General features: G+C 64.2%; 17 protein-coding genes. 12 read left to right on the top strand and 5 right to left on the bottom strand.

What is annotated here, in order from left to right; genetic code table 11:
• Window positions 1-36: 36 nt before the first annotated feature.
• From C8C92_RS25270 to C8C92_RS25245, 6 genes are all read left to right on the top strand, one after another.
• Window positions 37-2,313 (top strand): DUF3141 domain-containing protein, encoded by a 2,277-nt coding sequence (locus C8C92_RS25270; protein ID WP_099762102.1) that lies wholly within the window; start codon window positions 37-39, stop codon window positions 2,311-2,313.
• Between the two features lie 9 nt (window positions 2,314-2,322).
• Entirely contained in the window at window positions 2,323-3,738 is a 1,416-nt protein-coding gene (locus tag C8C92_RS25265) for a bifunctional enoyl-CoA hydratase/phosphate acetyltransferase (RefSeq protein WP_116745590.1), read from the top strand.
• The gene (locus C8C92_RS25260) at window positions 3,735-4,952 is read left to right on the top strand and encodes an acetate/propionate family kinase (RefSeq protein ID WP_116745589.1); all 1,218 of its coding nucleotides are present in this window, start codon (window positions 3,735-3,737) and stop codon (window positions 4,950-4,952) included. Before C8C92_RS25265 ends, C8C92_RS25260 begins: the two co-directional genes overlap by 4 nt.
• A 215-nt stretch (window positions 4,953-5,167) precedes the next feature.
• A complete protein-coding gene (locus C8C92_RS25255; protein ID WP_116745588.1) occupies window positions 5,168-5,644 on the top strand; it encodes a hypothetical protein in 477 nt (158 codons plus the stop codon).
• A 165-nt stretch (window positions 5,645-5,809) separates the two neighbouring features.
• Window positions 5,810-8,155, top strand: a complete 2,346-nt coding sequence (locus C8C92_RS25250; protein WP_243420354.1) for a M43 family zinc metalloprotease — start codon at window positions 5,810-5,812, stop codon at window positions 8,153-8,155.
• 26 nt (window positions 8,156-8,181) lie between these two features.
• Complete coding sequence (locus C8C92_RS25245) at window positions 8,182-8,535, top strand: hypothetical protein (protein ID WP_133250828.1); 354 nt, start codon at window positions 8,182-8,184, stop codon at window positions 8,533-8,535.
• On the opposite strand, the gene C8C92_RS25240 is transcribed toward C8C92_RS25245, so the two are convergent.
• From C8C92_RS25240 to C8C92_RS25220, 5 genes are all read right to left on the bottom strand, one after another.
• Entirely contained in the window at window positions 8,526-8,714 is a 189-nt protein-coding gene (locus C8C92_RS25240; RefSeq protein ID WP_116745586.1) for a helix-turn-helix transcriptional regulator, read from the bottom strand. The genes C8C92_RS25245 and C8C92_RS25240 overlap by 10 nt on opposite strands.
• 179 nt (window positions 8,715-8,893) lie before the next feature.
• A complete protein-coding gene (gene parC, locus C8C92_RS25235) occupies window positions 8,894-11,248 on the bottom strand; it encodes a DNA topoisomerase IV subunit A (protein ID WP_116745585.1) in 2,355 nt (784 codons plus the stop codon).
• 48 nt (window positions 11,249-11,296) lie between these two features.
• Window positions 11,297-13,108, bottom strand: coding sequence for a J domain-containing protein (locus tag C8C92_RS25230; protein ID WP_133250827.1), 1,812 nt, complete (start codon window positions 13,106-13,108; stop codon window positions 11,297-11,299).
• A gap of 12 nt (window positions 13,109-13,120) precedes the next feature.
• Window positions 13,121-14,830: a molecular chaperone HscC gene (locus tag C8C92_RS25225; protein ID WP_116745583.1), complete on the bottom strand. Its 1,710-nt coding sequence runs from the start codon at window positions 14,828-14,830 to the stop codon at window positions 13,121-13,123.
• Entirely contained in the window at window positions 14,830-16,827 is a 1,998-nt protein-coding gene (locus tag C8C92_RS25220; protein ID WP_116745582.1) for a DNA topoisomerase IV subunit B, read from the bottom strand. Before C8C92_RS25220 ends, C8C92_RS25225 begins: the two co-directional genes overlap by 1 nt.
• A 463-nt stretch (window positions 16,828-17,290) precedes the next feature.
• On the opposite strand from C8C92_RS25220, the gene kdpF reads away from it, so the two are divergent.
• The 6 genes from kdpF (at window position 17,291) to kdpE (ending at window position 25,435) form a co-directional block, all read left to right on the top strand.
• Complete coding sequence (gene kdpF / locus C8C92_RS25215) at window positions 17,291-17,380, top strand: K(+)-transporting ATPase subunit F (protein ID WP_034746483.1); 90 nt, start codon at window positions 17,291-17,293, stop codon at window positions 17,378-17,380.
• Window positions 17,380-19,185, top strand: a complete 1,806-nt coding sequence (gene kdpA / locus C8C92_RS25210; protein ID WP_116745581.1) for a potassium-transporting ATPase subunit KdpA — start codon at window positions 17,380-17,382, stop codon at window positions 19,183-19,185. The genes kdpF and kdpA overlap by 1 nt, the downstream gene beginning before the upstream one ends.
• 9 nt (window positions 19,186-19,194) lie before the next feature.
• The gene (kdpB, locus tag C8C92_RS25205; protein ID WP_116745580.1) at window positions 19,195-21,273 is read left to right on the top strand and encodes a potassium-transporting ATPase subunit KdpB; all 2,079 of its coding nucleotides are present in this window, start codon (window positions 19,195-19,197) and stop codon (window positions 21,271-21,273) included.
• Between the two features lie 10 nt (window positions 21,274-21,283).
• Window positions 21,284-21,859 carry a potassium-transporting ATPase subunit KdpC gene (gene kdpC / locus C8C92_RS25200; RefSeq protein WP_116745579.1) on the top strand — a complete coding sequence of 192 codons (576 nt, stop codon included), beginning with the start codon at window positions 21,284-21,286 and terminating at the stop codon, window positions 21,857-21,859.
• Window positions 21,860-21,998: 139 nt separating this feature from the next.
• Window positions 21,999-24,740, top strand: a complete 2,742-nt coding sequence (locus C8C92_RS25195; protein ID WP_116745578.1) for a DUF4118 domain-containing protein — start codon at window positions 21,999-22,001, stop codon at window positions 24,738-24,740.
• Window positions 24,737-25,435, top strand: a complete 699-nt coding sequence (gene kdpE / locus C8C92_RS25190; protein ID WP_071075474.1) for a two-component system response regulator KdpE — start codon at window positions 24,737-24,739, stop codon at window positions 25,433-25,435. Before C8C92_RS25195 ends, kdpE begins: the two co-directional genes overlap by 4 nt.
• The last annotated feature ends 102 nt before the right edge of the window (window positions 25,436-25,537 follow it).

Below are 25,537 nucleotides of genomic sequence, written 5' to 3'. Positions count from 1 at the left end.
AATGTTCCGGCGTTTGTTTGCATGAAAAGGATAGCCATGAAGATCGAAACTGCTCCATTTTTCTCCACCGGCGGCTTGCCGCCGCTGGGCGTGCTGGGCGACTATGCGCGCGACTCGTGGCAGCGCATCGTGCTGTACGCGGACGTGATGCGCCGGCGCGGCAACCAGTACCAGGAGCATCTGGCCGAGGAAGTGCCGAACGTACTGGACTTCCCCGCCGAACTGGTGATGTCCGGCCTGGAGCTGGCGCGTCCCGTCAACTACGGCCTGGCGCGCATATTGACGCCCGATGCACCGGAGCCAGATCCGGGCAAGCGGCCGTTCGTCGTCGTCGATCCGCGCGCTGGCCACGGTCCCGGCATCGGCGGCTTCAAGGCCGAGAGTGAAATCGGCGTGGCCCTGCGCGCCGGCCATCCGTGCTACTTCGTCGGCTTCCTGCCCGATCCCGTGCCGGGACAGACGGTGGAAGACGTGATGCACGCCGAGGCGGCCTTCCTGGAAAAAGTCATCGCCCTGCATCCGCTCAGCGAAGGCAAGCCCGTCGTCATCGGCAATTGCCAGGCGGGCTGGCAAATCCTCATGACGGCGGCCATGCGTCCGGAGCTGTTCGGCCCCATCATCGTGGCTGGCGCGCCCGTGTCGTACTGGGCCGGCTGGCATGGCCGCAATCCGATGCGCTATGCGGGTGGCCTGATGGGCGGCAGCTGGGCCACGGCCCTGGCGGGCGACCTGGGCAAGGGCCGTTTCGACGGCGCCAGCCTGGTGCAGAATTTCGAGAAGCTGAACCCGGCCAATACCCTGTGGGGCAAGCAGTACAACCTGTACGCGAACATCGATACGGAAGCGCCCCGTTATCTGGAATTTGAAAAATACTGGGGCGGCCACGTGTTCCTCAACGACGTCGAGATGCAGTACATCGTTGACAATCTGTTCATCGGCAACCGCCTGGCCACTGCCGAGCTGATCACCTCCGACGGCGTGCGCCTGGACTTGCGCAATATCCGTTCGCCCATCGTCGTGTTCTGCTCGAACGGCGACAACATCACGCCGCCGCCGCAGGCGCTGGGCTGGATCACGGACCTGTACCGCGACGACAATGATGTGCTGCTGCACGACCAGACCATCGTGTATGCCGTACATGACAGCATCGGCCACCTGGGCATTTTCGTCTCGGCCAAGGTAGGCCACAAGGAACACCAGAAATTCGCCAGCAATATCGACCTGATCAACCTGCTGCCGGCCGGCATTTACGAAGCGCGGATCGTCGACAAGACGCCCGATACGCCGAACGCGGACCTGGCCAGCGGCGACTACGTGCTGCAGGTCGAACACCGCGGCATCGAGGATGTGCGCGCCATCGTGCAGCCAAGCGTGGAAAATGACCGCAAATTCGCCGCCGCCGCGCGCGTGTCCGAAGTGAACCTGGCGTTGTACCGCACGTTTGCGCAGCCGTGGGTGCGCGCCATGGTCACGCCGCAGTCGGCGCGCTTCCTGCAGCTCACGCATCCGCTGCGCGTCTCGTACGAGCGCTGGACGGACCACAATCCGCTGGCCAAACTGGTGGCCAAGGAGGCGGAAAAAGTGCGTGCCCAGCGCCAACCGGTGGCGCCGGACAACCCGCTGCTGGCCATGCAGGAAGCCTTCTCCGACGCCATCACGGCCGGCTTGAACAGCTGGCGCGACTGGCGCGATACGGTGCAGGAAACGACCTTCGACCTGGTGTACGGTTCACCCCTGGTGCAGGCGCTGACGGGACAAGCCATCGGCGACACCTCGCCGCCGCGCCCGCATCCCGGTATCTCGCCCGAGCATTGCGAATACGTGCGTTGCGAAACGCTCAAGATGGACGCGGACATGCAGCATGGCGGCCTGGTGGAAGCGGCCGTGCGCGCGCTGTTCTACATCTACCGCTTCCGCATGATCGCCGACGAGCGCCGCGTCAACCTGGCGCTCAAATTGGTCAAGCCGCAGTACACGCAGGGCTTCAGCATGGAAGAATTCCGCGGCATCGTGCGCCAGCAGGCGCGTTTGATGCTGCATGATTTCGATGCCGCCATCGCCGCCTTGCCGACTTTGCTGGCACGCGCCGAACCGGATGCCATCGGCGCGCTGGGCGAATGGATGCAGCAAGTGCTGCAAGTGCCCGAAGCGCCGACGCCGGACGAGGAAGCGAGCCTGCAGCAAATGCTGGAGGTATTCGAGCGTGCGATCAAGGCGCACGCGAAGGCGCTGCCACCGGCCGCGCATGCATCTCAAACTGCGTCCCAGCCTGCTGTCCAGGCCAAACCTGCCAAAAACACTACCTCTGCCTAGAAGACCATGATGACTACCACCCAAGACGATGATTTGCATATCGTGCGTAACCGCACCTTCGACCAGATCGCCATCGGCGACACCGCCAGCATCACGCGCACCCTGAGCATGGACGATATCGCCCTGTTCGCGGTGATGTCGGGCGATGACAACCCGCAGCACCTTGATGTCGAATTTGCCGCTTCCAGCCGCTACCAGGGCGTCATCGCGCACGGCATGTGGGGCGCCGCCCTCATTTCGGCCGTGCTGGGCACGCGCCTGCCCGGCGCCGGCACCGTCTACACGGGCCAGACCCTGCGTTTCCTGCAGCCCGTGCGCGTCGGCGATACGCTGGCCATCAGCGTCACCGTCACCGCGCGCGAGCCGCGCAACCGCCACGTGACTCTGGCCTGCCGCTGCGTCAACCAGCATGGCGCCGTGGTGCTCGACGGCGAAGCGCAGGTGATCGCGCCCGCTGAACAGATTGAAAGAGTGCGCGCCACCTTGCCTGAAGTGCGCCTGCATAACGGCGACGGCACGCGGCGCCTGCTGGAACACGCGCGCACGCTGGGCCCGATCCGGGTAGCCGTGATCCACCCGTGCGATGAACTGAGCCTGGCGGGCGCGCTCGATGCGCATGCGGCCGGCCTGATCACGCCCGTGCTGGTGGCGCCGCGTGCGCGCCTGGAAGCGGTGGCCCTGGAAGCGGGCCTGAGTCTGGCCGGTATCGCCATCGAGGATGTCGAGCATAGCCATGCTGCCGCCGCGCGCGGCGCCGAAATGGCGGGCAAGGGCGAAGTCGAGGCGCTGATGAAGGGCAGTCTGCACACGGATGAACTGATGTCGGCCGTGCTGGCCGCCAGCGCCGGCCTGCGCACCAAGCGCCGCATCAGCCACTGCTTCCTGATGCAGACGCCTGCCTATCCGCGTCCTTTCATCATCACCGATGCAGCCATCAATATCGCGCCGAACCTGGCCATGAAGGCCGACATCGTGCGCAACGCCATCGACCTGGCGCACGTGATCGGCGTGGCCTGCCCGCGCGTGGCCATCCTGGCCGCCGTGGAAACGGTGAACGCGGACATGCCGGCCACCTTGGACGCGGCCGCCCTGTGCAAGATGGCCGACCGTGGCCAGATCACGGGGGCGATCCTCGATGGCCCGCTGGCCTTCGACAACGCCGTGTCGATTGCCGCCGCCACCGTCAAGGGCATCGTCTCGGAAGTGGCGGGCCGCGCCGATATTTTGCTGGTGCCCGACCTGGAAAGCGGCAACATGCTGGCCAAGCAGCTTGAATACATGGGCGACGCGGACAGCGCCGGCATCGTGCTGGGCGCGAAGGTCCCCGTCATTCTCACCAGCCGCGCCGATTCGCGCGCCAGCCGCATCGCCTCGTGCGCCATCGCCGTGATGCTGGCCAATCATTACCGGAGCACGCCGCCATGAACGCACCCGTCCAACATGCCGACGGCGCCCTGATCCTGGTGCTCAATTGCGGCTCGTCGAGCATCAAGTTCGCCCTGTTCGAGCAGGCCGGCGGCGTGCTGCCGCAGCAGGCGCAATGGAGCGGCAAGGTGGAAGGCATCGGCCGTGAAAACGCCACTTACCGCGCTGGCGGCCTGCCGGCAGTCGCCTTGCAGCTCGATGCGCAGCAGCCGCATCACGCGGCCCTTGAATACATCCGCGCGCAAGTCGTGGCCCAGCTGGCCGGGCGCCCGCTGCGCGCCGTGGCGCATCGCGTGGTGCATGGCGGCAGCAAGTATTTCGCCCCCGTGCGCATCGATGCCAAGGTGCTGGCGGACCTGAAAAGTTATGTGCCGCTCGCACCGCTGCACCAGCCGTTCGCGCTGGAGGCGATCGAGGTGTTGCTCGAATCGCGGCCCGATATCGCCCAGGTGGCGTGCTTCGACACGGCCTTCCACCACACGGTGCCGCAGGTCGAGCAGATGCTGGCCCTGCCTTACGATGCGTGGGAGCGGGGCTTGCGTCGCTACGGCTTCCACGGCCTGTCGTACGAATACCAGTCGCTGGTGCTGGAGCAGCGCTTTGGTGCTGTCGCGCGCGGCAAGGTCATCGTGGCCCACCTGGGCAGCGGCGCCAGCCTGTGCGCCATGGAGAATTTGCACAGCGTGGCCACGACCATGGGCTTTTCCGCGCTCGATGGCCTGATGATGGGCACGCGCTGCGGTTCGCTCGATCCTGGCGCCGTGATCTACCTGATGGAAATCGAAAAACTGTCGCTGGAAAAAGTGGCGCATGTGCTGTATCACGAGTCGGGCTTGCTGGGCGTGTCGGGCGTGTCGGCCGATCCGCCGGTGCTGCTGGCGCAGCAGGACCGGCAAGATGCCACGGGCGAGCGCATCCGCGCCGCGCTGGCCCTGTATATCCGCCGCATCGTGCGCGAGATCGGCGCCCTGACGGCCGTGCTGGGTGGGCTGGACATGCTGGTATTTACGGCCGGTATCGGTGAACATAGCGCCGAACTGCGCCAGCGCATCTGCGCCGAACTCGGTTTCATCGGCCCTGTGCTCGATGCGCAGGCCAATGCGCGCAACGCCAGCCGCATTTCCAGCGATGCCAGCCGCATCGTGGTGGGCGTGGAGCCAGCCAATGAGGAGTGGGTCGCTGCCCGCCATGCGGCGCTGGCCGTGGGCGCCTGAGGATCTGAAGCGTCAGGCCGCGCTCAATGGGAAATTTGCCGAATTGCATATATTTCCCGTTGAGTGCGCTAGCGCACTGTGTGGTTTGCCAGTTATCTTTATTATGAAGTCATGCCATTGCGCTCTATCCAGAAACAGCGCGATGCCTGGCAAATTTTGAACATTTTGCCCGCCTTTAGTAAGAATAAAATTAAACCATATTGAAAGGTCTCATCATGAACAAATTACTCGCCGCACTGATCGCCACCCTGTTTGCTACCGCTGCCTTCGCTCAAACCGCGCCGGCTACCGAAGCTGTCGTGAAAGCCCAGGCTTCCGCGCAAAAAGACGTCAACAAGGCTGTCGCTTCGGAAGCCAAAGTCGATGCCAAGGCTGACGCCAACGTCGCCAAGGCTGAAATGAAGGCCGACGACAAGAAAGCCGACGCCCATCACAAGGCCAACAAAACCAAAGCCAAGGCCCACGACAAAGTCGTCAGCGCCGATGCGGAAGACAAGCTGAAAGCGGAAGCCAAGGCCGATAAAACCGATGCCAAAGCCGATGCGAAAGCCACCAAAACGGCCGTGAAAGCCAACGCCAAGGTCGCCAAGGAAAAAGTGGAAGCGAACGCCGATAAAGCCATCGCCGCCACCAAGACGGCAGAAGTCAAGGCCAAGGCCGACGCTGAAGTCAAGGCCGCCGCCGCCAAGTAATTCCCCGTTTGCGGGCCACGGCCTGCAAGCCCCAAAGACAGCTTCGGCTGTCTTTTTTTTCGTCCTCCACTTTTCTTGGCCACCGCTTGCCAGTCTTGATCTGGCGCAAATGCTCCTCTTTTCGCCGTGCCATAGTGAACTGGCAAACAGACGAAGGGAGACATCATGAGCACCGTTAAAACGAAAAAATCACCGGCCACCGGTTCGGCGGAAGGCATACCTGCCATGTCTTCCATGCAGGCGATGCCGGTCGAGGGCGACGTACGGGCCGACGCTGGCGCGGCAGGCAGCGACGATGCCATGTCCGGGACCCGCCTGGGCATGTCGTATGCGGACCAGGCGGCGCTCACCCAGGGCACGGCCGCCGCAGATGCCAGCGCCATGCCGGGTGGCGGCATGCAGCAGGCATCGCAGGGCATGGCGGGCGCCAGTTGCATGCACGTGGGCGATGGCGGTGGCATGGGAAGTGGCGGCGCTGCGGGTGGCGGCGGCATGGGCGGCGGTAGTGGTGGCAGCGGCGGTGATGGGGGGCAGGGCGGCGGCACGCCGCAAGTGCGCACCTGCGCCACGATGGACGTGCATCGCCGCCTGCTGAGCGAAGATCCCTCGTATGCGAACGTGCGCGCCGATATCGAAAACCTGGCCGGACTCTACGAGGGTGACAGCGGCATTGCCGGCCGTTCCGGCGTGACGCAGATACCGGTGGTGGTGCACGTGGTGTGGAATACGGCCGCGCAGAATATTTCGGATGCGCAGATCGCCAGCCAGATCGATGTGTTGAACCGCGATTTCCGGCGCGTCAACCCGGATGTGAACGGCACGCCGGCGCCATTCCTGCCGCTGACGGCCGATGCGCGCGTGGAGTTCGTGCTGGCCACGATCGATCCGCATGGCGCGGCCACCAGCGGCATCGAGCGGCGCCAGACGACGGTGGCCTCGTTTGGCGCCGACGATGCCGTCAAGTCGCAGGCGACGGGCGGCATGGACGCCTGGCCGGCCGACAGTTACCTGAATATCTGGGCGTGCCAGCTGGGCGGCGGCTTGCTGGGCTATGCGCAGTTTCCCGGCGGCCCAGCCGCCACCGACGGCGTGGTGATCCTGCAATCGGCCTTCGGCACGAGCGGCACGGCGGCGCCACCGTTCCACCTGGGACGTACGGCCACGCATGAAATCGGCCACTGGCTGAACCTGAACCATATCTGGGGTGATGACGGCACGGGCTGCTCGGGCACGGACAACGTGTCCGACACGCCGAACCAGGGTGGGCCGAACACGGGCCAGCCTTCGTTCCCGCATGTTTCCTGCAGCAACGGGCCGAATGGCGACATGTTCATGAACTACATGGATTACGTCGACGATCCCGCCATGTTCATGTTCACGGCGGGCCAGGTGGCACGCATGCAGGCCTGCCTCGATGGTCCGCGCGCCAGCATCGGCACGGGCACGGGCGGCACGGGCGCCACGCCGTGCCAGAGCTCATCGCCCGTCGTGGCCTGGGGTGCGAATCGTCTCGACGTCTTCGTGCTGGGCACGGACCGCGCGCTGTATCACAAGGCCTGGAATGGCTCGGCCTGGGTACCATCCGTCACCGGCTACGAGGGGCAGGGTGGTATCTGTACCAGTGCGCCGCAAGTGGTCTCGTGGGCGCCGAACCGGCTCGATGTGTTCGTCACGGGGACCGACAGTGGCTTGTTCCACAAATGGTGGAACGGCACGGCGTGGGGGCCGTCCCTGACCGGCTATGAAGCGATGGGTGGCTTGTGCGTGGGCGACCCGCGCGCCGTAGCGTGGGGGCCGAACCGTCTCGACGTGTTTGTCGTCGGCACGGACCGTGGCCTGTATCACAAGTGGTGGAACGGATCCGCCTGGGGGCCATCCTTGACGGGCTATGAAGCCATGGGCGGCATCTGCCTGGGCCAGCCGGAAGCGGTGGCGTGGGGACCGAACCGCCTCGACGTGTTCGTCATCGGTTCCGACCATGCGCTGTACCACAAGTGGTGGAACGGCACGGCCTGGGGACCGTCGCTGACGGGCTACGAGCGCCTGGGGGGCATCTGCACCTCGTCGCCGAAGGCCGTGGCGTGGGGACCGAACCGGCTCGATGTGTTTGTCACGGGCACCGATGGCGCGCTGTACCACAAGTGGTGGGATGGCGCAAAATGGGGGCCGTCCATCGACGGCTTCGAACGCCTGGGCGGCATCTGCGTGGGCGAGGTGGAAGCCGTGTCGTGGGCAGCCAACCGGCTCGACCTGTTCGTCATCGGCACCGACAGCGCCCTGTACCACAAGGCGTGGAACGGCACTGCCTGGTCGCCATCCCTGACGGGATTTGAAAGCCTGGGCGGTGTGTGTACCTCGCGTCCGCGCGCCACGGCCTGGGCAGCCAACCGCCTCGACGTGTTTGTCACGGGCACGAATGGCGCCCTGTTCCACAAGGCGTGGAACGGTACGGCCTGGTCGCCTTCCGTGAGCGGCTATGAAAGCCTGGGCGGCGTGGTATCGTGCTTCTGACGTCAAAGTGATCAAGGGGAGGCGGCATGCACGGCATGACAACGGCACTGCCCAGCGGTAGCTGGACGCATTCCTTCGAGGAGGATGCAGACGGTATCGAGGTGTACCGGCCCACGGCCACCTTCGTCTTTCCGCCCAGCCGCAAGGGGCGCAAGGTGCTGGAGTTTGGCGCTGGAACAGCGAGCATGGAAGGAGGAGAGGCGACGTTGACCTCCATGGCGCCCGGCCCCGATGACCGTCCCCGCGCCGGTCCCGTGACCCGGCTGGTGCCCCTGGGCATGGGCCGCTATGCCCTGGGGGATGCCAGCGGGGCGCAGGACGTGATCGATATCGTCGAGGCGACGCCCGGCGTGTTGCGCCTGGCGCGGCATCAGGGGTGACCGCGCAGCTTGTGCGCAAGCGCCGTACGGTTGCCCACGCCGAGTTTCTGGTAAATCGCATGCAGCTGGTTGCGCACGGTGGCCGGCGACTTGCCCAGTTCCCTGGCGATGCTTTTATATGGCAAGCCTTCGGCCGCCATGGCCGCCACCAGCCGCTCGGCCGGGGTCAAATGCTGCATGGCAGCCTGTCTGCAACGTTGTTTGTCATCCTGGTTCTCCTGTCCGTGGGCGGCACGCCGGTGGCGTGCCTGCAGGAGTAACGGGAACGGGGGACGTATTTGTAAAACTATTTTTCCCGCTGCGATGGGCGAAAAAAAAAAGACAGGCGAACCTGTCTTTTCGTGTGAACCGATGGCGCTTAGCCGATGGCCGCCATCGAGACCGGTTTCAGCTTGGCCGCCAGTGCCTTGCCCTTCTTCGCGCGCTTGCCGAAGTGCTCGGCCAGGGCGGTGGCACCGAGCGACGCATCTTGCGGTTTCGCGGCCCGGCCGATACCCGAGACCACCACGCCGCGCTGGGTGATCGGCTGCACGGCCAGCAGCTTGTCCTTGGCATCGAGGTCGATCAGCTTGACACCGGTGCCGCCCTTGGTCAGGGTTTTCATTTCATCGAGGCCGAACACCAGCAGGCGCGCGCCTTCCGTCAGGCAGGCCAGGGCGCTGGCCGCCTCGGGGATGACTTTCGGCGCCAGAGGCACGTCGCCATCGTCCAGGGTGATGAAGGCCTTGCCGCCTTTCAGGCGGCTGCTCATGTCGCCCGCCTTGGCGACGAAGCCGTAGCCTGCGCTCGACGCCAGCAGCAAGTTGGTCGCGCCATTGCCCGCAAAGTAGTGCAGGATGCGCACGGCGTTGCCCGGTGTGCCGCCGCTCAGGTCGCACAAGGTCGTGATCGGCACGCCGTCGCCGCGCGCGTTGGGCAGCGCCGAGACGGGCACCGAGTAAATCTTGCCGTTGTTACCAAAGCCCAGCAGCGTATCGACCGTGCGGCATTCGAAGGCGCCATGCAGGGTGTCGCCCGCCTTGAAGGTGAATTGCGCCGCGTCGTGGCCGATGCCGGTGCGTGCGCGCACCCAGCCTTTTTCCGAAATGATGACGGTGACCGGTTCATCGACCACCTTCTGTTCGGCCACGGCTTTTTGCGCTTCCTCGATCAGGGTGCGGCGCGCGTCGCCGAACTGCTTGGCGTCCGCTTCGATCTCGCGGATGATGGCGCGCTTCATCGAGCCCGGGTTGTCGAGCAGGTCTTGCAGCGACTTTTCTTCCTTGCGCAGCTCGGCCAGCTCCTGCTGGATCTTGATCGTTTCCAGGCGCGCCAGCTGGCGCAAGCGGATTTCCAGGATGTCGTCGGCCTGGCGTTCGGACAGCTTGAATGCTTCGATCAGGGCCGTTTTCGGTTCATCCGAATTGCGGATGATCTGGATCACCTTGTCGATATTGAGCAAGATCGCTTCGCGTCCTTCCAGGATATGGATGCGGTCCTTGACCTTGCCCAGTTTGTAGCTGGTGCGGCGCGTGACGGTCTCGAAGCGGAAATCGATCCACTCGCGCAGGATGTCGCCCAGCCCTTTTTGGCGCGGACGGCCATCGCCGCCTATCATCACCAGGTTGATCGAGGTCGACGATTCCAGCGAGGTGTGCGCCAGCAGCATCAGCATGAATTCGGTCTGGTCCTGGTTCTTCGACTTCGGCTCGAACACCAGGCGCACGGGCGCGGCACGGCCCGATTCGTCGCGGATGGTGTCGAGCGAATTGAGGATCAGCGCCTTCAGGGCCACCTGATCCGGCGACAGCGCCTTCTTGCCCAGCTTGATCTTCGGATTCGTCAGTTCCTCGATTTCTTCCAGCACCTTTTGCGACGAGGTACCCGGCGGCAGTTCCGTCACCACGGCTTGCCATTGGCCGCGCGCCAGTTCTTCGATCTTCCAGCGCGCGCGCACCTTCATGCTGCCACGCCCGCTCGCATACATGTCGGCGATCTGCGATGGCGGCGTGATGATCTGGCCGCCGCCGGGGAAGTCCGGGCCGGGAATGAAGGCCATCAGCTCGGCGTGCGTCATCTTCGGATCGCGGATCATGGCGACGGCCGCTTTCGCCACTTCCGCCAGGTTGTGCGACGGGATTTCCGTCGCCAGGCCCACGGCGATGCCGGAGGCGCCATTCAGCAGCACCATCGGCAGGCGTGCTGGCAGCAGCTTCGGTTCTTCCGTCGAACCGTCGTAGTTGGGCTGGAAATCCACCGTGCCCATGCCGATTTCATCCATCAGCAGCTTGGCGATCGGCGTCAGACGCGCTTCCGTGTAACGCATCGCCGCCGCGCCGTCGCCATCGCGCGAGCCGAAGTTGCCCTGGCCATCGATCAGCGGGTAGCGCAAGGAAAAATCCTGCGCCATGCGCACCAGCGCGTCGTACACGGACTGGTCGCCGTGCGGATGCAATTTACCGAGCACGTCGCCGACCACGGCCGCCGATTTGCGCGGCTTCGCCGTGGAATTCAAGCCCAGCTCATTCATCGCATACAGAATGCGGCGCTGCACGGGTTTCTGGCCGTCGCACACGTCGGGCAGGGCGCGGCCCTTGACGACGGAGATGGCGTAATCGAGATAGGCGCGCTCGGCAAAGGTGGACAGGGTCAGCGCTTCGCCGTCGAATACCGGTTCATCCGGCAGGGTCGGATCAGGCTGGGCATCGTCAAATAAATTGGTTTGTGTGGACATGGCGCTTGTTTCAGTATGAAGTAGTTGCGTTTGAATTCATGGGGCCGATTATGACAGCCCGGTTGCTTGTGCGGATCTGCGCTGCTGCAGATAAAGATGACGCACGGTGAAATACAGGACGGACAGCGCCAGTACGGCGCTCAGCTTGACGATGGCCTGGTCTGGTGGACCACCGAGCTGACTGGCGAGCAAGAAGGTGGCGGCTGCGGGCGTGATGGCAATTGGCCAGGCTGCGCGCCAGTTCAGCTCGAAAGGAGCAAACAGCATGCCGATGCAGGACCAGACAAACAGCACGGCACCTAGCACATGCGCTGGCGCTGCATGCAGATGTATGGCCAGGAACGCGATGGTGCAACCGATCATCCAGACAGCGCGCAGGCGCGGCAGGAGATGCGCTGGTCCGCCGCTATCGACATACAGTCCCGTCATCGAGCGCAGTGCCAGTACCTGCACGCAGAAAAGCAGCATGATGCCGTCGCTCAGTGCCAGGCCGGTATCGGTCCTGTCCAGCGTGAAAACCATGGTTGCCGTAAAGGCGATCAGGATGCAAGCCAGCAGGCGTCCGCGCAGCAGTGCGTAGTTGGCTTTCGCGGCCAGCAGCGCCGTGATGCACAGTCCTAACGAGGTGGTAATGCGCAGTGGAGCAGCAGGCGCTGGTATGAATAGCAGCAGCGCCAGGCACAGGAACGGCACGATCCAGCCCAATTGCCCCAGGCCGGGGTGCCTGCGCAGCGCTGGCAGGCAGGCGTGCAGTTCCTCTCGCAAGGAGGCCATCCATGCATATGCCGGCGCCGGCTTTTGCCATGCGTTCATGGCCAACAGCAGGAATGCCAGCACTTGAAATCCGATCAGGCTGGCATAGCCGCCCGCGTTGCTCAGTTCCAAGCCTGCTACGCTGATCACGCCCGACAGCATGAAATGCAGCACGAAACCCAGGCCGCACGAAGCCAGCGCCGTCTGCTTGAAGTAGCGCTTGGAAAAGACCGCCTGTTCCCATTGCTCGAACAGGTCGGCATCGAGTTTATAGGCCAGCATCTCGCCGTGCTGCCAGCGTATCGCCTGCAGCAGTTCGCGCAATTGCAGCGTGAATTTTTGGTCGAACAGCTGGCGCGCGTAGGCGCTTGGCGGCTGTTGCGACATGATGCAGTCCAGGCCGGGGTAGCTGTCCCGGTTGTCGCTGAAATGGGCGAACGAGCGGTCTGCCCGGTAGCGCTGCACGGCGCCGCGCACCAGGTCCGCATGGCTGCGCGCCAGGTAGGAAAAGTCGTGGTCCCAGCCTAGCTGCTCGAACAGGGCCTGGCGCAGCGCCAGGTCATAGCCGGCGCAGGCGCAATAGCGCAGCGCGCACAGCTCGAATTCCTCGCGCACGTCGAGGTTCAGCATGGCGTCGTCCTGCAGCATGCGGGCCAGCACGTCGCTGGCATTCGCTTGCCGCGTCAGCGCCAGGCAGCCTTGCCAAAGGCTGGCCGCTTCCTGCGCCGGGTCAATGGCAACCACGCCCCACAATTCGGGTGGCGGCATCTGTTCCTGTGCAATGACGCCCCACAGTTCTGCGGGCAGCTTCTGCGTTTCCTGCGCGGCGTCGTCGATGACGCCCCACAGGTCGGCCGGTTCCATGGGCGGCGCTGCCATCGCTGCCGCTTCGGCCTCGGCCGCTTGCGCTTCCGGCAGCTCCTCGGCAAACAGGTGCGCATGGCGCAGTGCGTACTCATACGCTTCGCGCAGCTCCTGGAAGGCGGCAGGATCGTCTTCGGGACGCGTCACCTTCAGGCGCTTCGCGTATGCGCGCTTGAGGGCGCGCTCGTCGCCCGTCGGCTCCGTGCCCAGGATGGCCCACAGGCTGCGCTGTCCGTTGTGCATGCCGCCGTCCATTTACAGGAAGCTCTCGCTCTCGACCTGGCGCAACACCTCGTCGAGCGCCTGGCGCGCCTTGCGGATGGTGTTCGGGTCCTGCGTTTCCAGCGCGGCCTGGAAGTTCGCCGTGTGCGCCGCCAGGTACTGGCGCACGTCGCCCAGCGACTGTTCGTACAGACGGTCGGCGCGCGTGACCAGGGTGCGGTTTTCCATCTGCTCGCGCGGGTGGATCTTCAGGTCGGCCAATTCCGCAAAGCGCTGCTCGATCTGTTCCGGCGTCATCACGCCCGCGTTGTCGCTGATGACCATCTTGTGCTTTTCCTGCGTGGCCAGCACCGTCACTTCCGCTTCCAGCACGCCGCTGACGTCGTAGGTGAAGCGCACGTCGATGCCGATCTCGCCCGCTTTTTTCGCGGGGATCGGGAAGCTGATCTTGCCGAGGAAAACGTTGTCGGCCACCAGGCGCGATTCGCCCTGGAAGATCGCCACGTTGATTTCCTTCTGGTTGTCGTGGATGGTGGTGATGTTTTCCGTGCGCGAGACGGGCACCACGGAGTTGCGCTCGATGATGGGCAGGTAATGCCCGCCTTCATACTGGTTTGCGCCGACCTGGCGCGAAATCGAAATGCCCAGCGAATACGGTGCCACGTCCGTCATGACCACTTCATCGAGGGCCGCATCGCGCATCTTCAGGCCCGCCTGCACGGCGGCGCCCAGCGCCACGGCTTCGTCCGGGTCCAGGTGGATGGCGGGGAAGCGGCCGAACATGCGCGAAACGAGCTTGCGCACCAGCGGCATGCGCGTGGCGCCGCCGGCCAGTACCACTTCATTCAATTCCGCGGCGCGGATGGTGGCGTCGCGCAGCGCCCGTTCCACGGGCAGGCGCAGGCGCGCCAGCAGCGGTTCGCACAACTGCGCCAGTCTGTCTTCGCTGATCTCCCAGCTGTATTCCTTGTCCTGGTAGCGCGTGGCCATGCGCACCGATGGCTGCTCCGACAGCAGGCGCTTGACGCGTTCGGCTTCATCGCGCAGCAGCTGTTGCTGGCGCGGATCGAACAAACGGCTACCGGCCGCGTCACGCAAGCCGCTGCCGTCCAAAAAGGCGTCGACCAGCACGGTGACGAAGTCTTCGCCGCCCAAAAAATTGTCGCCGGCCGAGGCGCGTACTTCCATCACGCCTTCGAACAGTTCCAGGATCGACACGTCAAACGTGCCGCCGCCCAGGTCGAAGACGAGGAATTTGCTTTCCTGATCCTTGTCGCGGATGCCGTAGGCCAGCGCGGCGGCCGTTGGCTCGTTCAGCAGGCGCTCCACGCGCAAGCCCGCCAGCTGGCCGGCGATGCGCGTGGCCTTGCGCTGCGCATCGCTGAAATACGCGGGCACGGTGATGATGGCTTCCTCGACCTTGTGGCCCAAAAAGGATTCGGCATCTTCCTTCAGCGCGCGCAGCACCATCGACGACAGCTCTTCCGGACGGAATTGCTGCGTGCCGAGGGTGATCTTCTTTTCGCTGCCCATGTAGCGCTTGAAAACGGCCGCCGTCAGTTGCGGGTGCGTCTGCAGGCGCTCGCGCGCGGCGCGGCCCACCAGCACGCTGCCGTCGTCGTCGATGCTGACGCACGACGGCGTCAGGTGCTCTCCCAGTGCATTCGGGATGATGGCAGCCTTGCCGTCGCGCCAGATGGCGGCCAGGCTGTTGGTGGTGCCCAGGTCGATGCCGATGATCATCAGATATCCGCCTCCGCCTCATTGCCGTGTTCCTCGATCCAGGCGCGGCGTCCTGCCGCTTCGCCCTTGCCCATCAACATATTGAAGCGCGCGGCGGAAGTCATGTGGTCGATTTCGCCCAGAGTCACGGGCAGCAAACGGCGCGTGTCCGGGTTCATCGTGGTTTCCCACAGCTGCTCGGCGTTCATCTCGCCCAGGCCCTTGAAGCGCGAGATCGACCAGGCGCCCTGTTTCACGCCTTCCTTGCGCAGCTTGTCCTCGATGGCGACCAGTTCGCCGTCGTCGAGCGCATAGATTTTCTGCATCGGCTTCTTGCCGCGCGCCGGCGCGTCGACGCGGTACAGGGGCGGTCGGGCGATGCAGATGTGGCCCTTGTTGATCAGGGCCGGGAAGTGCTTGAAGAACAGGGTCAGCAGCAGTACCTGGATGTGCGAGCCGTCCACGTCCGCATCCGAGAGGATGCAGATCTTGCCGTAGCGCAGGCCGGACAGGTCGGGCGAGTCGCCCACGCCGTGCGGATCGACGCCGATGGCCACCGCGATGTCGTGGATCTCGTTATTCGCAAACAGGCGGTCGCGGTCCGTTTCCCACGAGTTCAGGACCTTGCCGCGCAGGGGCAAAATCGCCTGGAATTCCTTGTCGCGGCCCATCTTGGCCGAACCGCCCGCCGAATCGCCCTCGACGAGGAACAGTTCATTGCGCGTGATGTCCGACGATTCGCAGTCGGTCAGCTTGCCCGGCAGGACGGCGACGCCCGAGGATTTTTTCTTTTCCACTTTTTGCAGCGAGCGCTGGCGCGACTGCGCCTGCTTGATCACCAGGTCGGCCAGCTTCTTGCCGTAGTCGACGTGCTGGTTCAGCCACAGTTCCAGCGGCGGCTTGGTGAAGGTCGAGACGAGGCGCACGGCGTCGCGCGAGTTCAGGCGTTCCTTGATCTGGCCCTGGAATTGCGGGTCCAGTACCTTGGCCGACAACACGAAAGAGGCGCGCGCAAACACGTCTTCGGGCAGCAATTTGACGCCTTTCGGCAGCAGCGAGTGCATTTCGACGAAGTTTTTCACGGCGCCAAACAGGCCGTCGCGCAAGCCCGATTCGTGCGTGCCGCCATTCGAGGTGGGAATCAGGTTGACATACGATTCGCGCACGATGGCGCCTTCTTCCGTCCACGCCACCACCCAGGCCGCGCCTTCGCCTTCGGCAAAACCTTCCGAATCCGGGCCCGCGTACTGCGCGCCTTCGAACAGGGGAATCAGGGTTTCGCCATTCGATACCTGCGCCAGCGATTCGGTCAGGTAGCCGCGCAAGCCTTCCGCGTACTGCCAGGTTTGCGTATCGCCCGTCTTGGCGTTGGTCAAGGTGACGATCACGCCGGGCAGCAGCACGGCTTTCGAGCGCAGCAGGCGCTGCAGCTCGGTTTGCGAGATATTCGGCGAATCAAAATACTTCGCGTCGGGCCAGGCGGTGACGCGCGTGCCCGACTTCTTGCCGTCGCGCGGGGCGGGGCGGGAACTCAGGGGCTCGATCACGTCGCCATTCGCAAACACCATGTGATGCAAGCCATTGCCGTCGCTTTCCTTGCGCCAGACGGTGATTTCCAGGCGCGTCGACAGCGCATTGGTGACGGACACGCCGACGCCGTGCAAGCCGCCCGAGAACGCGTAGGCGCCGCCCGAACCCTTGTCGAACTTGCCGCCCGCGTGCAGCCGTGTAAACACGATTTCCACCGTCGGCACGCCTTCTTCAGGGTGGATGCCGACGGGAATGCCGCGGCCATTGTCTTCGACGGTGATGCTGCCATCCGTATTTTGCGTGACGGCGATATGCGTGCAATGACCGCCCAGCGCCTCGTCGGAGGCATTGTCGATCACTTCCTGAATGATGTGCAGCGGATTTTCAGTGCGGGTGTACATCCCCGGGCGCTGCTTGACGGGTTCCAGTCCTTTCAGGACACGGATGGATGATTCGCTGTAGTCGGATGCTGGTTTTTTAGTGGCCATACGTGTTCAAGCTAAGTAAAGACAGTGGTTGGAACGCCAGGCCGGGGCACTGCGGGGCGCAGTGACAACGGCGGCGATAACTGTATAAATATACAGTATATTCCGTCCAGCGTCACTGGCAGAGGGCAGCGCGGCAGGCTTGGCGTCCTTGTGCGGACGCTCGCGCATTCTATCTTGTCCAGCGAGCAATAGCGCTACTCCAGGGCAACAACAGTGCGCCGTGCGCGTGGTTTGGCGCCCATTGTGAAGGATTTTATGCGGCAAAGCCGCCGTTTTTACATCTTGTTTACAAGCACCTCTCCAGTCTTTACAAATTTTTTAGACCCTTTTGGCTAATCTGCTCACTATCAAAACAAACCTGAATGAGGGTGGGAATGGATATCGTGTATCTCGGCTTGATTGCCGTTTTTTTCGTCGTGGCGGCCGGCTTTGCCGTCGCCTGCGACAAATTAGGGAGCGTCAAATGAACGCGTTTTATGTGCTGGGCGCCGTGGTCTCGGCTGGCCTGCTTGTGTACCTGCTGGTGGCGCTGCTGAAAGCGGAGGAACTGTGATGACGACGCAATCGATGTTGCTGCTGGTGGCCTTCCTGGCCGTACTGCTGGCCGCCGGCTATCCGCTGGGCCTGTACATGGCCAAGGTGGCCGGCGATGGCCCCGTGCGCGGCCTGGGCTGGCTGCAAAAATTTGAAAACCTGCTGTACCGCTGGTCCGGTCTGCCTGCCGACAAGGCCATGGGCTGGAAAAGCTACGCCATCGCCCTGATCGTGTTTAACACCGTCGGTGCCGTCTTCGTGTACGGCCTGCAGCGCCTGCAGGGCTTCTTGCCCCTCAATCCACAGGGCCTGGGCGCCGTCAGCCCCGATTCTTCGTTCAATACCACCGTCAGCTTCGTCGCCAATACCAACTGGCAGGGCTACGGCGGCGAACAGACCATGAGCTACCTGACCCAGATGCTGGGCATGACGTGCCAGAACTTCTTTTCGGCGGCCACCGGCATTACCGTGATCTTCGCGCTGGTGCGCGGCTTCGCCTCGCGCTCGGGCAAATCGATCGGCAATTTCTGGGTCGACCTGGTGCGCTCCACGCTGTACATCCTGCTGCCGCTGTCGCTGGCCCTGTCCGTCGCTTTCATGGGCGAAGGCATGATCCAGAATTTTTCCGCCTACAAGGAAGTGACCCTGCTCGACCACGTGGCGTATGAAACGCCGAAAGTGACGGCCGACGGCCAGCCCGTGCTCGATACGGCCGGCAAGCCTGTGATGGAAGCGCAAGTGGCAACCACGCAGACGATCGCCATGGGCCCCGTCGCTTCGCAGGAATCGATCAAGCTGCTGGGCACGAATGGCGGCGGTTTCTTCAATGCCAATTCCTCGCATCCGTACGAAAACCCGACCGTGCTGTCGAACTTCCTGCAGATGCTGGCTATTTTCATCATTCCCGCCGGCCTGTGCTTCACCTTTGGCCGCATGGTGGGCGACCTGCGCCAGGGCTGGGCAGTGCTGGCCGCGATGACCATGATCTTCGTCGTCATGACGGTCGGCGTGATGAGCGCCGAGCAGCAAGCCAATCCCGCCTTGCAAGCCTTGGGCGTGGACCAGCAGGCCAGCAGCCTGCAATCGGGCGGCAATATGGAAGGCAAGGAAACGCGCTTCGGCATCAGCTCCTCGACCCTGTTCGCGGCGGTGACGACGGGGGCATCGTGCGGTGCAGTCAATTCCATGCACGACTCCTACATGCCCCTGGGCGGCATGGTGCCGCTGCTGCTGATGCAATTCGGCGAAGTGATTTTCGGCGGTGTGGGCACGGGCCTGTACGGCATGCTGATGTTTGCCATCCTGGCTGTCTTCATCGCCGGCTTGATGATAGGTCGCACGCCTGAATACCTGGGCAAGAAAATCCAGGCCTATGAAATGAAGATGGTGTCGCTGGCCATCCTGGTCACGCCAGCCCTGGTATTGACGGGTACGGCGATCGCCGTGATGGTCGAACCAGGCAAGATCGGCGTCGCCAATCCAGGCGCACACGGCTTCTCGGAGATCCTGTACGCCTTCACCTCGGCGGCCAATAACAACGGCAGCGCGTTTGCCGGCCTGTCCGCCAACACGCCGTTCTACAACGTGATGCTGGCGATCGCCATGTGGTTCGGCCGCTTCGGCGTGATCGTGCCCGTGCTGGCAGTGGCCGGTTCGCTGGCGGCCAAGCAGCGCCTGTCGGCCAATGCCGGCACCATGCCCACGCACGGCCCCATGTTCATCGGCCTGCTGATCGGCGTGGTGGTGCTGGTCGGTGTGCTCAATTACGTTCCCGCGCTGGCCCTGGGCCCGATCGTCGAACACCTGCAACTTTTTACAAAATAAGAGGCTACCATGTCACGCACAAGCCTGACCTTGTTCGATTCCGCATTGATTGGCCCTGCCATCGTCGATGCGTTCAAAAAACTTGACCCCCGCACGCAGTGGCGCAGCCCCGTGATGTTCGTCGTGTATGTCGGCAGCATCATCACGACCCTGCTGGCCATCCAGGCCCTGAATGGCCAGGGTGAAGCGCCGTTCGGCTTCATTGCCGCCGTCGCCGTGTGGCTGTGGTTTACCGTGCTGTTTGCGAACTTCGCCGAAGCGCTGGCCGAAGGCCGCAGCAAGGCCCAGGCGGCCTCGCTGCGCGCCCTCAAACAAACGGTGATGGCAAAGAAAATGCAAACGCCGAAATACGGCACCTCCTGGCTGCCGACGCCGGCGACCGACCTGCGCAAGGGCATGACGGTGCTGGTCGAGGCGGGTGACGTGATTCCCGCCGACGGCGAAGTGACGGCCGGCGTGGCCTCCGTCGACGAGAGCGCCATCACGGGCGAATCGGCGCCCGTCATCCGCGAATCGGGCGGCGACTTTTCGGCCGTGACGGGCGGCACCCGCGTGCTGTCGGACTGGCTGCTGGTGCGCGTTTCCGTCAATCCCGGCGAAGCGTTCATCGACCGCATGATCGCCATGGTCGAAGGCGCCAAGCGCCAGAAGACGCCGAATGAAATCGCCCTGACGATTTTATTGGTGGCCCTGTCGATCGTATTCCTGATCGTCACCGTGACCTTGTTGCCGTATTCGCTGTTTTCCGTGGCGGCGGCCGGCAGCGGCACGCCCGTCACCATCACCGTGCTGATCGCACTGCTGGTGTGCCTGATTCCGACCACCATCGGCGGTTTGTTGTCCGCCATCGGCGTGGCCGGCATGAGCCGCATGATGCAGGCCAATGTGATCGCCACCTCCGGCCGCGCCGTGGAAGCGGCGGGCGACGTGGACGTGCTGTTGCTCGACAAAACGGGCACCATCACCCTGGGCAACCGCCAGGCCTCGACCTTTGTGCCGGCCCCCGGCGTGACGGAGCAGCAGCTGGCCGACGCGGCGCAACTGGCCTCGCTGGCCGATGAAACGCCGGAAGGTCGCAGCATCGTCGTGCTGGCCAAGCAGAAGTTCAACATCCGCGAACGCGAGATGGCCAGCCTGCACGCCACCTTCGTGCCCTTCACGGCGCAAACGCGCATGAGCGGCGTGGATATCCCTGGCGAGCAGCAGGTGCGCCAGTTGCGCAAGGGCGCGGCCGATTCCATGAAAAAATATGTGGAAGCGCTGGGCCAGCCGTATCCGCTCGAGGTGTCGCGCGCCGTCGACGATATCGCGCGCCGTGGCAGCACGCCGCTGGTAGTGGTCGACGACGGCCGCGTCATGGGTGTCGTGGAATTGAAGGATATCGTCAAGGGCGGCATCAAGGAGCGTTTTGCGGAACTGCGCCGCATGGGCATCAAGACCGTCATGATCACGGGCGACAACAAGCTGACGGCGGCGGCCATCGCCGCCGAGGCGGGCGTGGACGATTTTCTTGCCGAAGCGACGCCGGAAGACAAGCTCAAGCTGATTCGCAGCTACCAGTCCGAAGGCCGGCTGGTGGCGATGACGGGCGACGGCACCAACGATGCCCCGGCGCTGGCGCAGGCCGACGTGGCCGTGGCCATGAACTCGGGCACGCAGGCGGCGAAAGAGGCGGGCAATATGGTCGACCTCGATTCGAATCCGACCAAGCTGCTGGAAATCGTTGAAATCGGCAAGCAGATGCTGATGACGCGCGGTTCGCTGACGACGTTCTCGATTTCGAACGATATCGCCAAGTACTTCGCCATCATCCCGGCGGCGTTCGTGGGCACCTATCCGCAGTTGAAGGCGCTCGACATCATGCACTTGTCCAGCCCGGCCTCGGCCATCATGTCGGCCGTGATCTTCAATGCCTTGATCATCGTCGTGCTGATTCCCCTGGCGTTGAAAGGCGTGCAATACCGGGCCATCGGCGCGGCCAGCCTGTTGCGCCGCAATCTGCTGATCTACGGCTTGGGCGGCATCATTTTGCCCTTCATCGGGATCAAGCTGATCGACATGCTGCTGTCCGCACTCAATTTAGTCTAAAGGAACCATCATGAGCACTATCGTACGTCCCGCCCTGGTCCTGTTTGCCGCGCTGACCGTGATCTGCGGCGTGGTCTATCCGTTTGCCACGGCCGGCATCGGGCAGCTGGCTTTCAACGATGAAGTCAACGGCAGCATCGTCGAGCGTGGTGGCAAGCCCGTCGGCTCGATGCTGATCGGCCAGTCCTTCACCTCGCCCAAGTATTTCTGGGGCCGGCCATCGGCCACCGCGCCGATGGCCAATAACGGCGCCGGTTCGAGCGGCTCGAACCAGGGACCGACCAATCCGGCCCTGGTGGATGCCGTCAAGGCGCGCATCGCCGCCCTGAAGGAAGCTGATCCCGGCAATACGCGCGCCATTCCCGTCGACCTGGTGACGGCGTCGAGCAGCGGCCTGGACCCGGAAATCAGCCTGGCCGCAGCCCTGTACCAGGCGCCGCGCGTGGCCCGCGTGCGCGCCGTGCCGCTGGCGCAGGTGGAAAACGCCATCGCTAAGGTGCAGAAAACCGCGTATATCGGCTTTTTCGGCGAACCACGCGTGAATGTGCTGGAACTGAATCTGGCGCTTGATGCCATGGCAAAGTAAGCTGGCAACGGTGCGTAGGTCGGCTTAGCGAAGCGTAAGCCGACATCACCACCAGCCAGGCCAACAATGTTGTCGGATTACGCGCGCCCTTCGGACGCGCTAATCCGACCTACAATGCCCAAGAAGATTAAAATACAACATGCTCCCCAACGACAGCCAACGCCCCGACCCTGATGCCCTGCTGGCGCAAGTGCAGGCGCAGGAACAGAAAGCCGCGCGCGGCCGGCTGCGCATTTATTTCGGCGCCTCGGCCGGCGTCGGCAAGACCTATGCGATGCTGGCCGCCGCCCGCAAACTGCTGGCCGATGGCCAGGACTTGCTGGTGGGCGTGGTGGAGACGCATGGGCGCCAGGATACGGCAGCCCAGCTGGACGGCTTGCCTGTGCTTCCCCTGAAGGCCATCGAGTATCGGGGCAAGACCTTGTTCGAGTTCGACCTGGACGAAGCCCTGCGCCGCGCGCCGTCGCTGATACTGATGGATGAACTGGCCCATTCGAACGTGGCCGGATCGCGCCATCCGAAGCGCTGGCAGGATGTCGAGGAATTGCTGGCGGCCGGCATCGATGTGCTGTCGACCGTGAATGTGCAGCACCTGGAAAGCCTCAATGATGTGGTGGGGGGGATCACGGGCGTGCGCGTGGCCGAAACCCTGCCCGACACGGTGTTCGACCGCGCCGATGAAGTGGTGCTGGTCGATATCCCCGCCGACGAACTGCTGCGCCGCCTCAAGCAGGGCAAGGTATACCAGCCGCAGCAGGCCGAGCGGGCGTCCCAGCATTTTTTCCGCAAGGGTAACCTGATCGCCTTGCGTGAACTGGCCTTGCGCCGCACGGCGGACCGGGTGCAGGACGACGTGCAGGCATACCGCGTCGAGAAATCCATCAATCCCGTGTGGAAGACGGGCGCCGCGCTGCTGGCCTGCGTGGGACCGTACGCGGGTGGCGAACACGTGATCCGCAGCACGGCGCGCCTGGCCAGCCAGCTGAACGCGGAATGGCACGCACTGTACGTGGAAACGCCACGCCTGCAGCACCTGCCGGCGCGCGAGCGCGAACGCATCCTGAAAACGCTGAAACTGGCGCAGGACCTCGGTGCACGCACGGCCATTGTGCCGTCCGCCGACATCGCCGGTGCCGTGGTCGAGTATGCGCGCAATGCGAATATCTCGAAAGTCATCGTGGGCCGTGGCCGTTCCGGTGCGCTGGCGCGCCTGTGGCATGCGCCGCCGGCCGTGCGCATGGCCAGTCTGGCGCCCGATATCGATTTGATCGAGGTTGGCTTGCCACCTGCCGATGCGGCGCTACGGCGCGCGGCGGGCGACGATGCGCCGGCGCCGCGCAGGCCATCGCGCCATTTACGCTACCTGCTGGCCGCCGGTGCCAGCCTGGGCACGGCCCTCGCCTCGGTGCCCCTGCAACCCTACCTGGACCTGGCCAATATCGCCATGCTGTCGTTGTTGACGGTGGTGCTGGTGGCCGTGCGCCTGGGGCGCGGACCGGCGGCGCTGGCCAGCCTGCTGGGCGTGGCCAGCTTCGATTTCATCTTCGTGCCGCCGCGTTTTTCGTTTGCCGTGGGCGATTTTCAGTACGTGATCACCTTTGGCGTGATGCTGGCCGTAGGCCTGATCACGGGCCACCTGACGGCCGGCCTGCGCTTCCAGGCGCGCGTGGCATCGCACCGTGAAGCGCGTGCCCGCGCCCTGTACGAGTTTTCGCGTGAATTGTCCGGGGTGCTGCAGACGGAGCAGATTTTCGACATCACGAAAAGCGCCATCGAGCGGGCTTTCCGCGCGCGTGCCACCTTGCTTTTACCTGATGACGAGGGCAGCTTGCAGACGCCGAACGGCGGCGAGCCGCTGGACATGGGCATCGCGCAGTGGGCCTTCGACCATGCGCAGGCGGCGGGGACGGGCACGGATACCTTGCCGGCTTCGCCCATTTTCTACCTGCCGCTGATTGCGCCGATGCGCACGCGGGGCGTGCTGGCGCTGTTGCCGCTGGAGGCTGCCCAGCACGGGCGCTGGCTGCTGGTGCCGGAACAGCGTCAGCACCTCGATACCTTTGCCGCCCTGGCGGCCATCGCCCTCGAACGCGTGCACTACATCGACGTGGCCCAGGGCGCGCTGCTGCAGATGGAGTCCGAGCGGCTGCGCAATTCGCTGCTGGCGGCCCTGTCGCACGACTTGCGCACGCCATTGACGTCACTGGTGGGCCTGGCCGAATCGCTGGCGCTGTCCAGGCCTGCGTTGTCGCCCGCGCAGCTGGACATGGCGCGCTCGCTGCAGTCCGAAACCGTGCGCATGAGCGCTTTGGTGGCGAACTTGCTGGACATGGCGCGCATCGAAAGCGGGCAGGTGCGCCTGAACCTGCAATGGCAGGCGCTGGAAGAAGTGGTGGGCAGCGCGCTGCGCGCCAGCGGCCCGCAATTGCTGCAGCATGCCGTGCAGACGCAGCTGGCGCCGGATTTGCCGCTGGTGCGCTACGACGCCGTGCTGATCGAACGCGTGCTGTGTAACCTGCTGGAAAACGCGGCCAAGTACACGCCGCCCGGCAGCACCATCACGGTCGCGGCCGGGGTGCACGGCCAGTTCCTGCAGGTGAGGGTGTTTGACGATGGCCCGGGCCTGCCGCCCGGCCGCGAAGAGGCCATCTTTGAAAAATTCACGCGCGGCGAACGCGAATCGAACAAGCCGGGCGTCGGACTGGGGCTGGCCATTTGCCGCGCCATCGTCGAAGCCCACGGCGGCACCATCCACGCGCAGCCGCACACGCCGGGACAGGGCGCTGCCATCGTCTTCAGCCTGCCGCTGGGCACGCCGCCTGCGCCGCCAGAGATCGAACTCGATGACGCCAACGATTATGAAACAGGAAAACCATCATGAACGAACCTTCCGCCACCGCCTTGCTGGTCGAGGATGAACCGCAAATCCGCCGCTTCGTGCGCGCCGCGCTGGAAGACGAGGGCTGGCAGATTTTCGAGTCCGCCACCATGCAGCGGGGCCTGATCGATGCCGGCACGCGCCGGCCCGACCTGATCGTGCTCGACCTGGGCCTGCCTGACGGCGACGGCATCGACTTCATCGCCGACATCCGCAAATGGTCGGCCGTGCCCATCATCGTGCTGTCGGCGCGGGTCGACGAAGAGGACAAGATACGCGCGCTGGACGCGGGCGCCGACGATTACCTGACCAAGCCGTTTGGCGTGGGCGAGCTGCTGGCCCGCGTACGGGCCACCCTGCGCCGCCAGCGCCAGCCCGCCGCCAGCGACGATGGCGTGGTGCAGTTCGGCGACGTGCGGGTCGACCTGAAAGACCGCCTGGTGACGCGCAACAAGCAACTGGTGCACATGACGCCGACGGAATTTCGCTTGCTCTCGGTGCTGGTGAAGAACGCGGGCAGGGTGGTCACCAATCCGCAGCTGCTGCGCGAAGTGTGGGGGCCGTCGAATAGCGAAAACGGCCATTACCTGCGCATCTACATGGGGCATCTGCGCCAGAAGCTGGAAGCCGATCCGGCCCAGCCGCAGTATCTGCTGACGGAAACGGCCGTCGGCTACCGGCTGCTGCTGCCGCTCTAACACCTGTGAATCCCCTGTTTGAAAACGGGCGCCGCGCGCGCCGGGGGGACGCTTTACTTTAAATTTTTGCAGCGAATTTTTGCAGCGGCGGGCCAGCTGCGC

Source organism: Janthinobacterium sp. 78, from assembly GCF_003096775.1.
Taxonomy (GTDB): Bacteria; Pseudomonadota; Gammaproteobacteria; order Burkholderiales; family Burkholderiaceae_D; genus Janthinobacterium; species Janthinobacterium tructae.
Note: the sequence above shows the minus strand (reverse complement) of the source record. Positions and strands in the feature narration are given on the sequence as shown.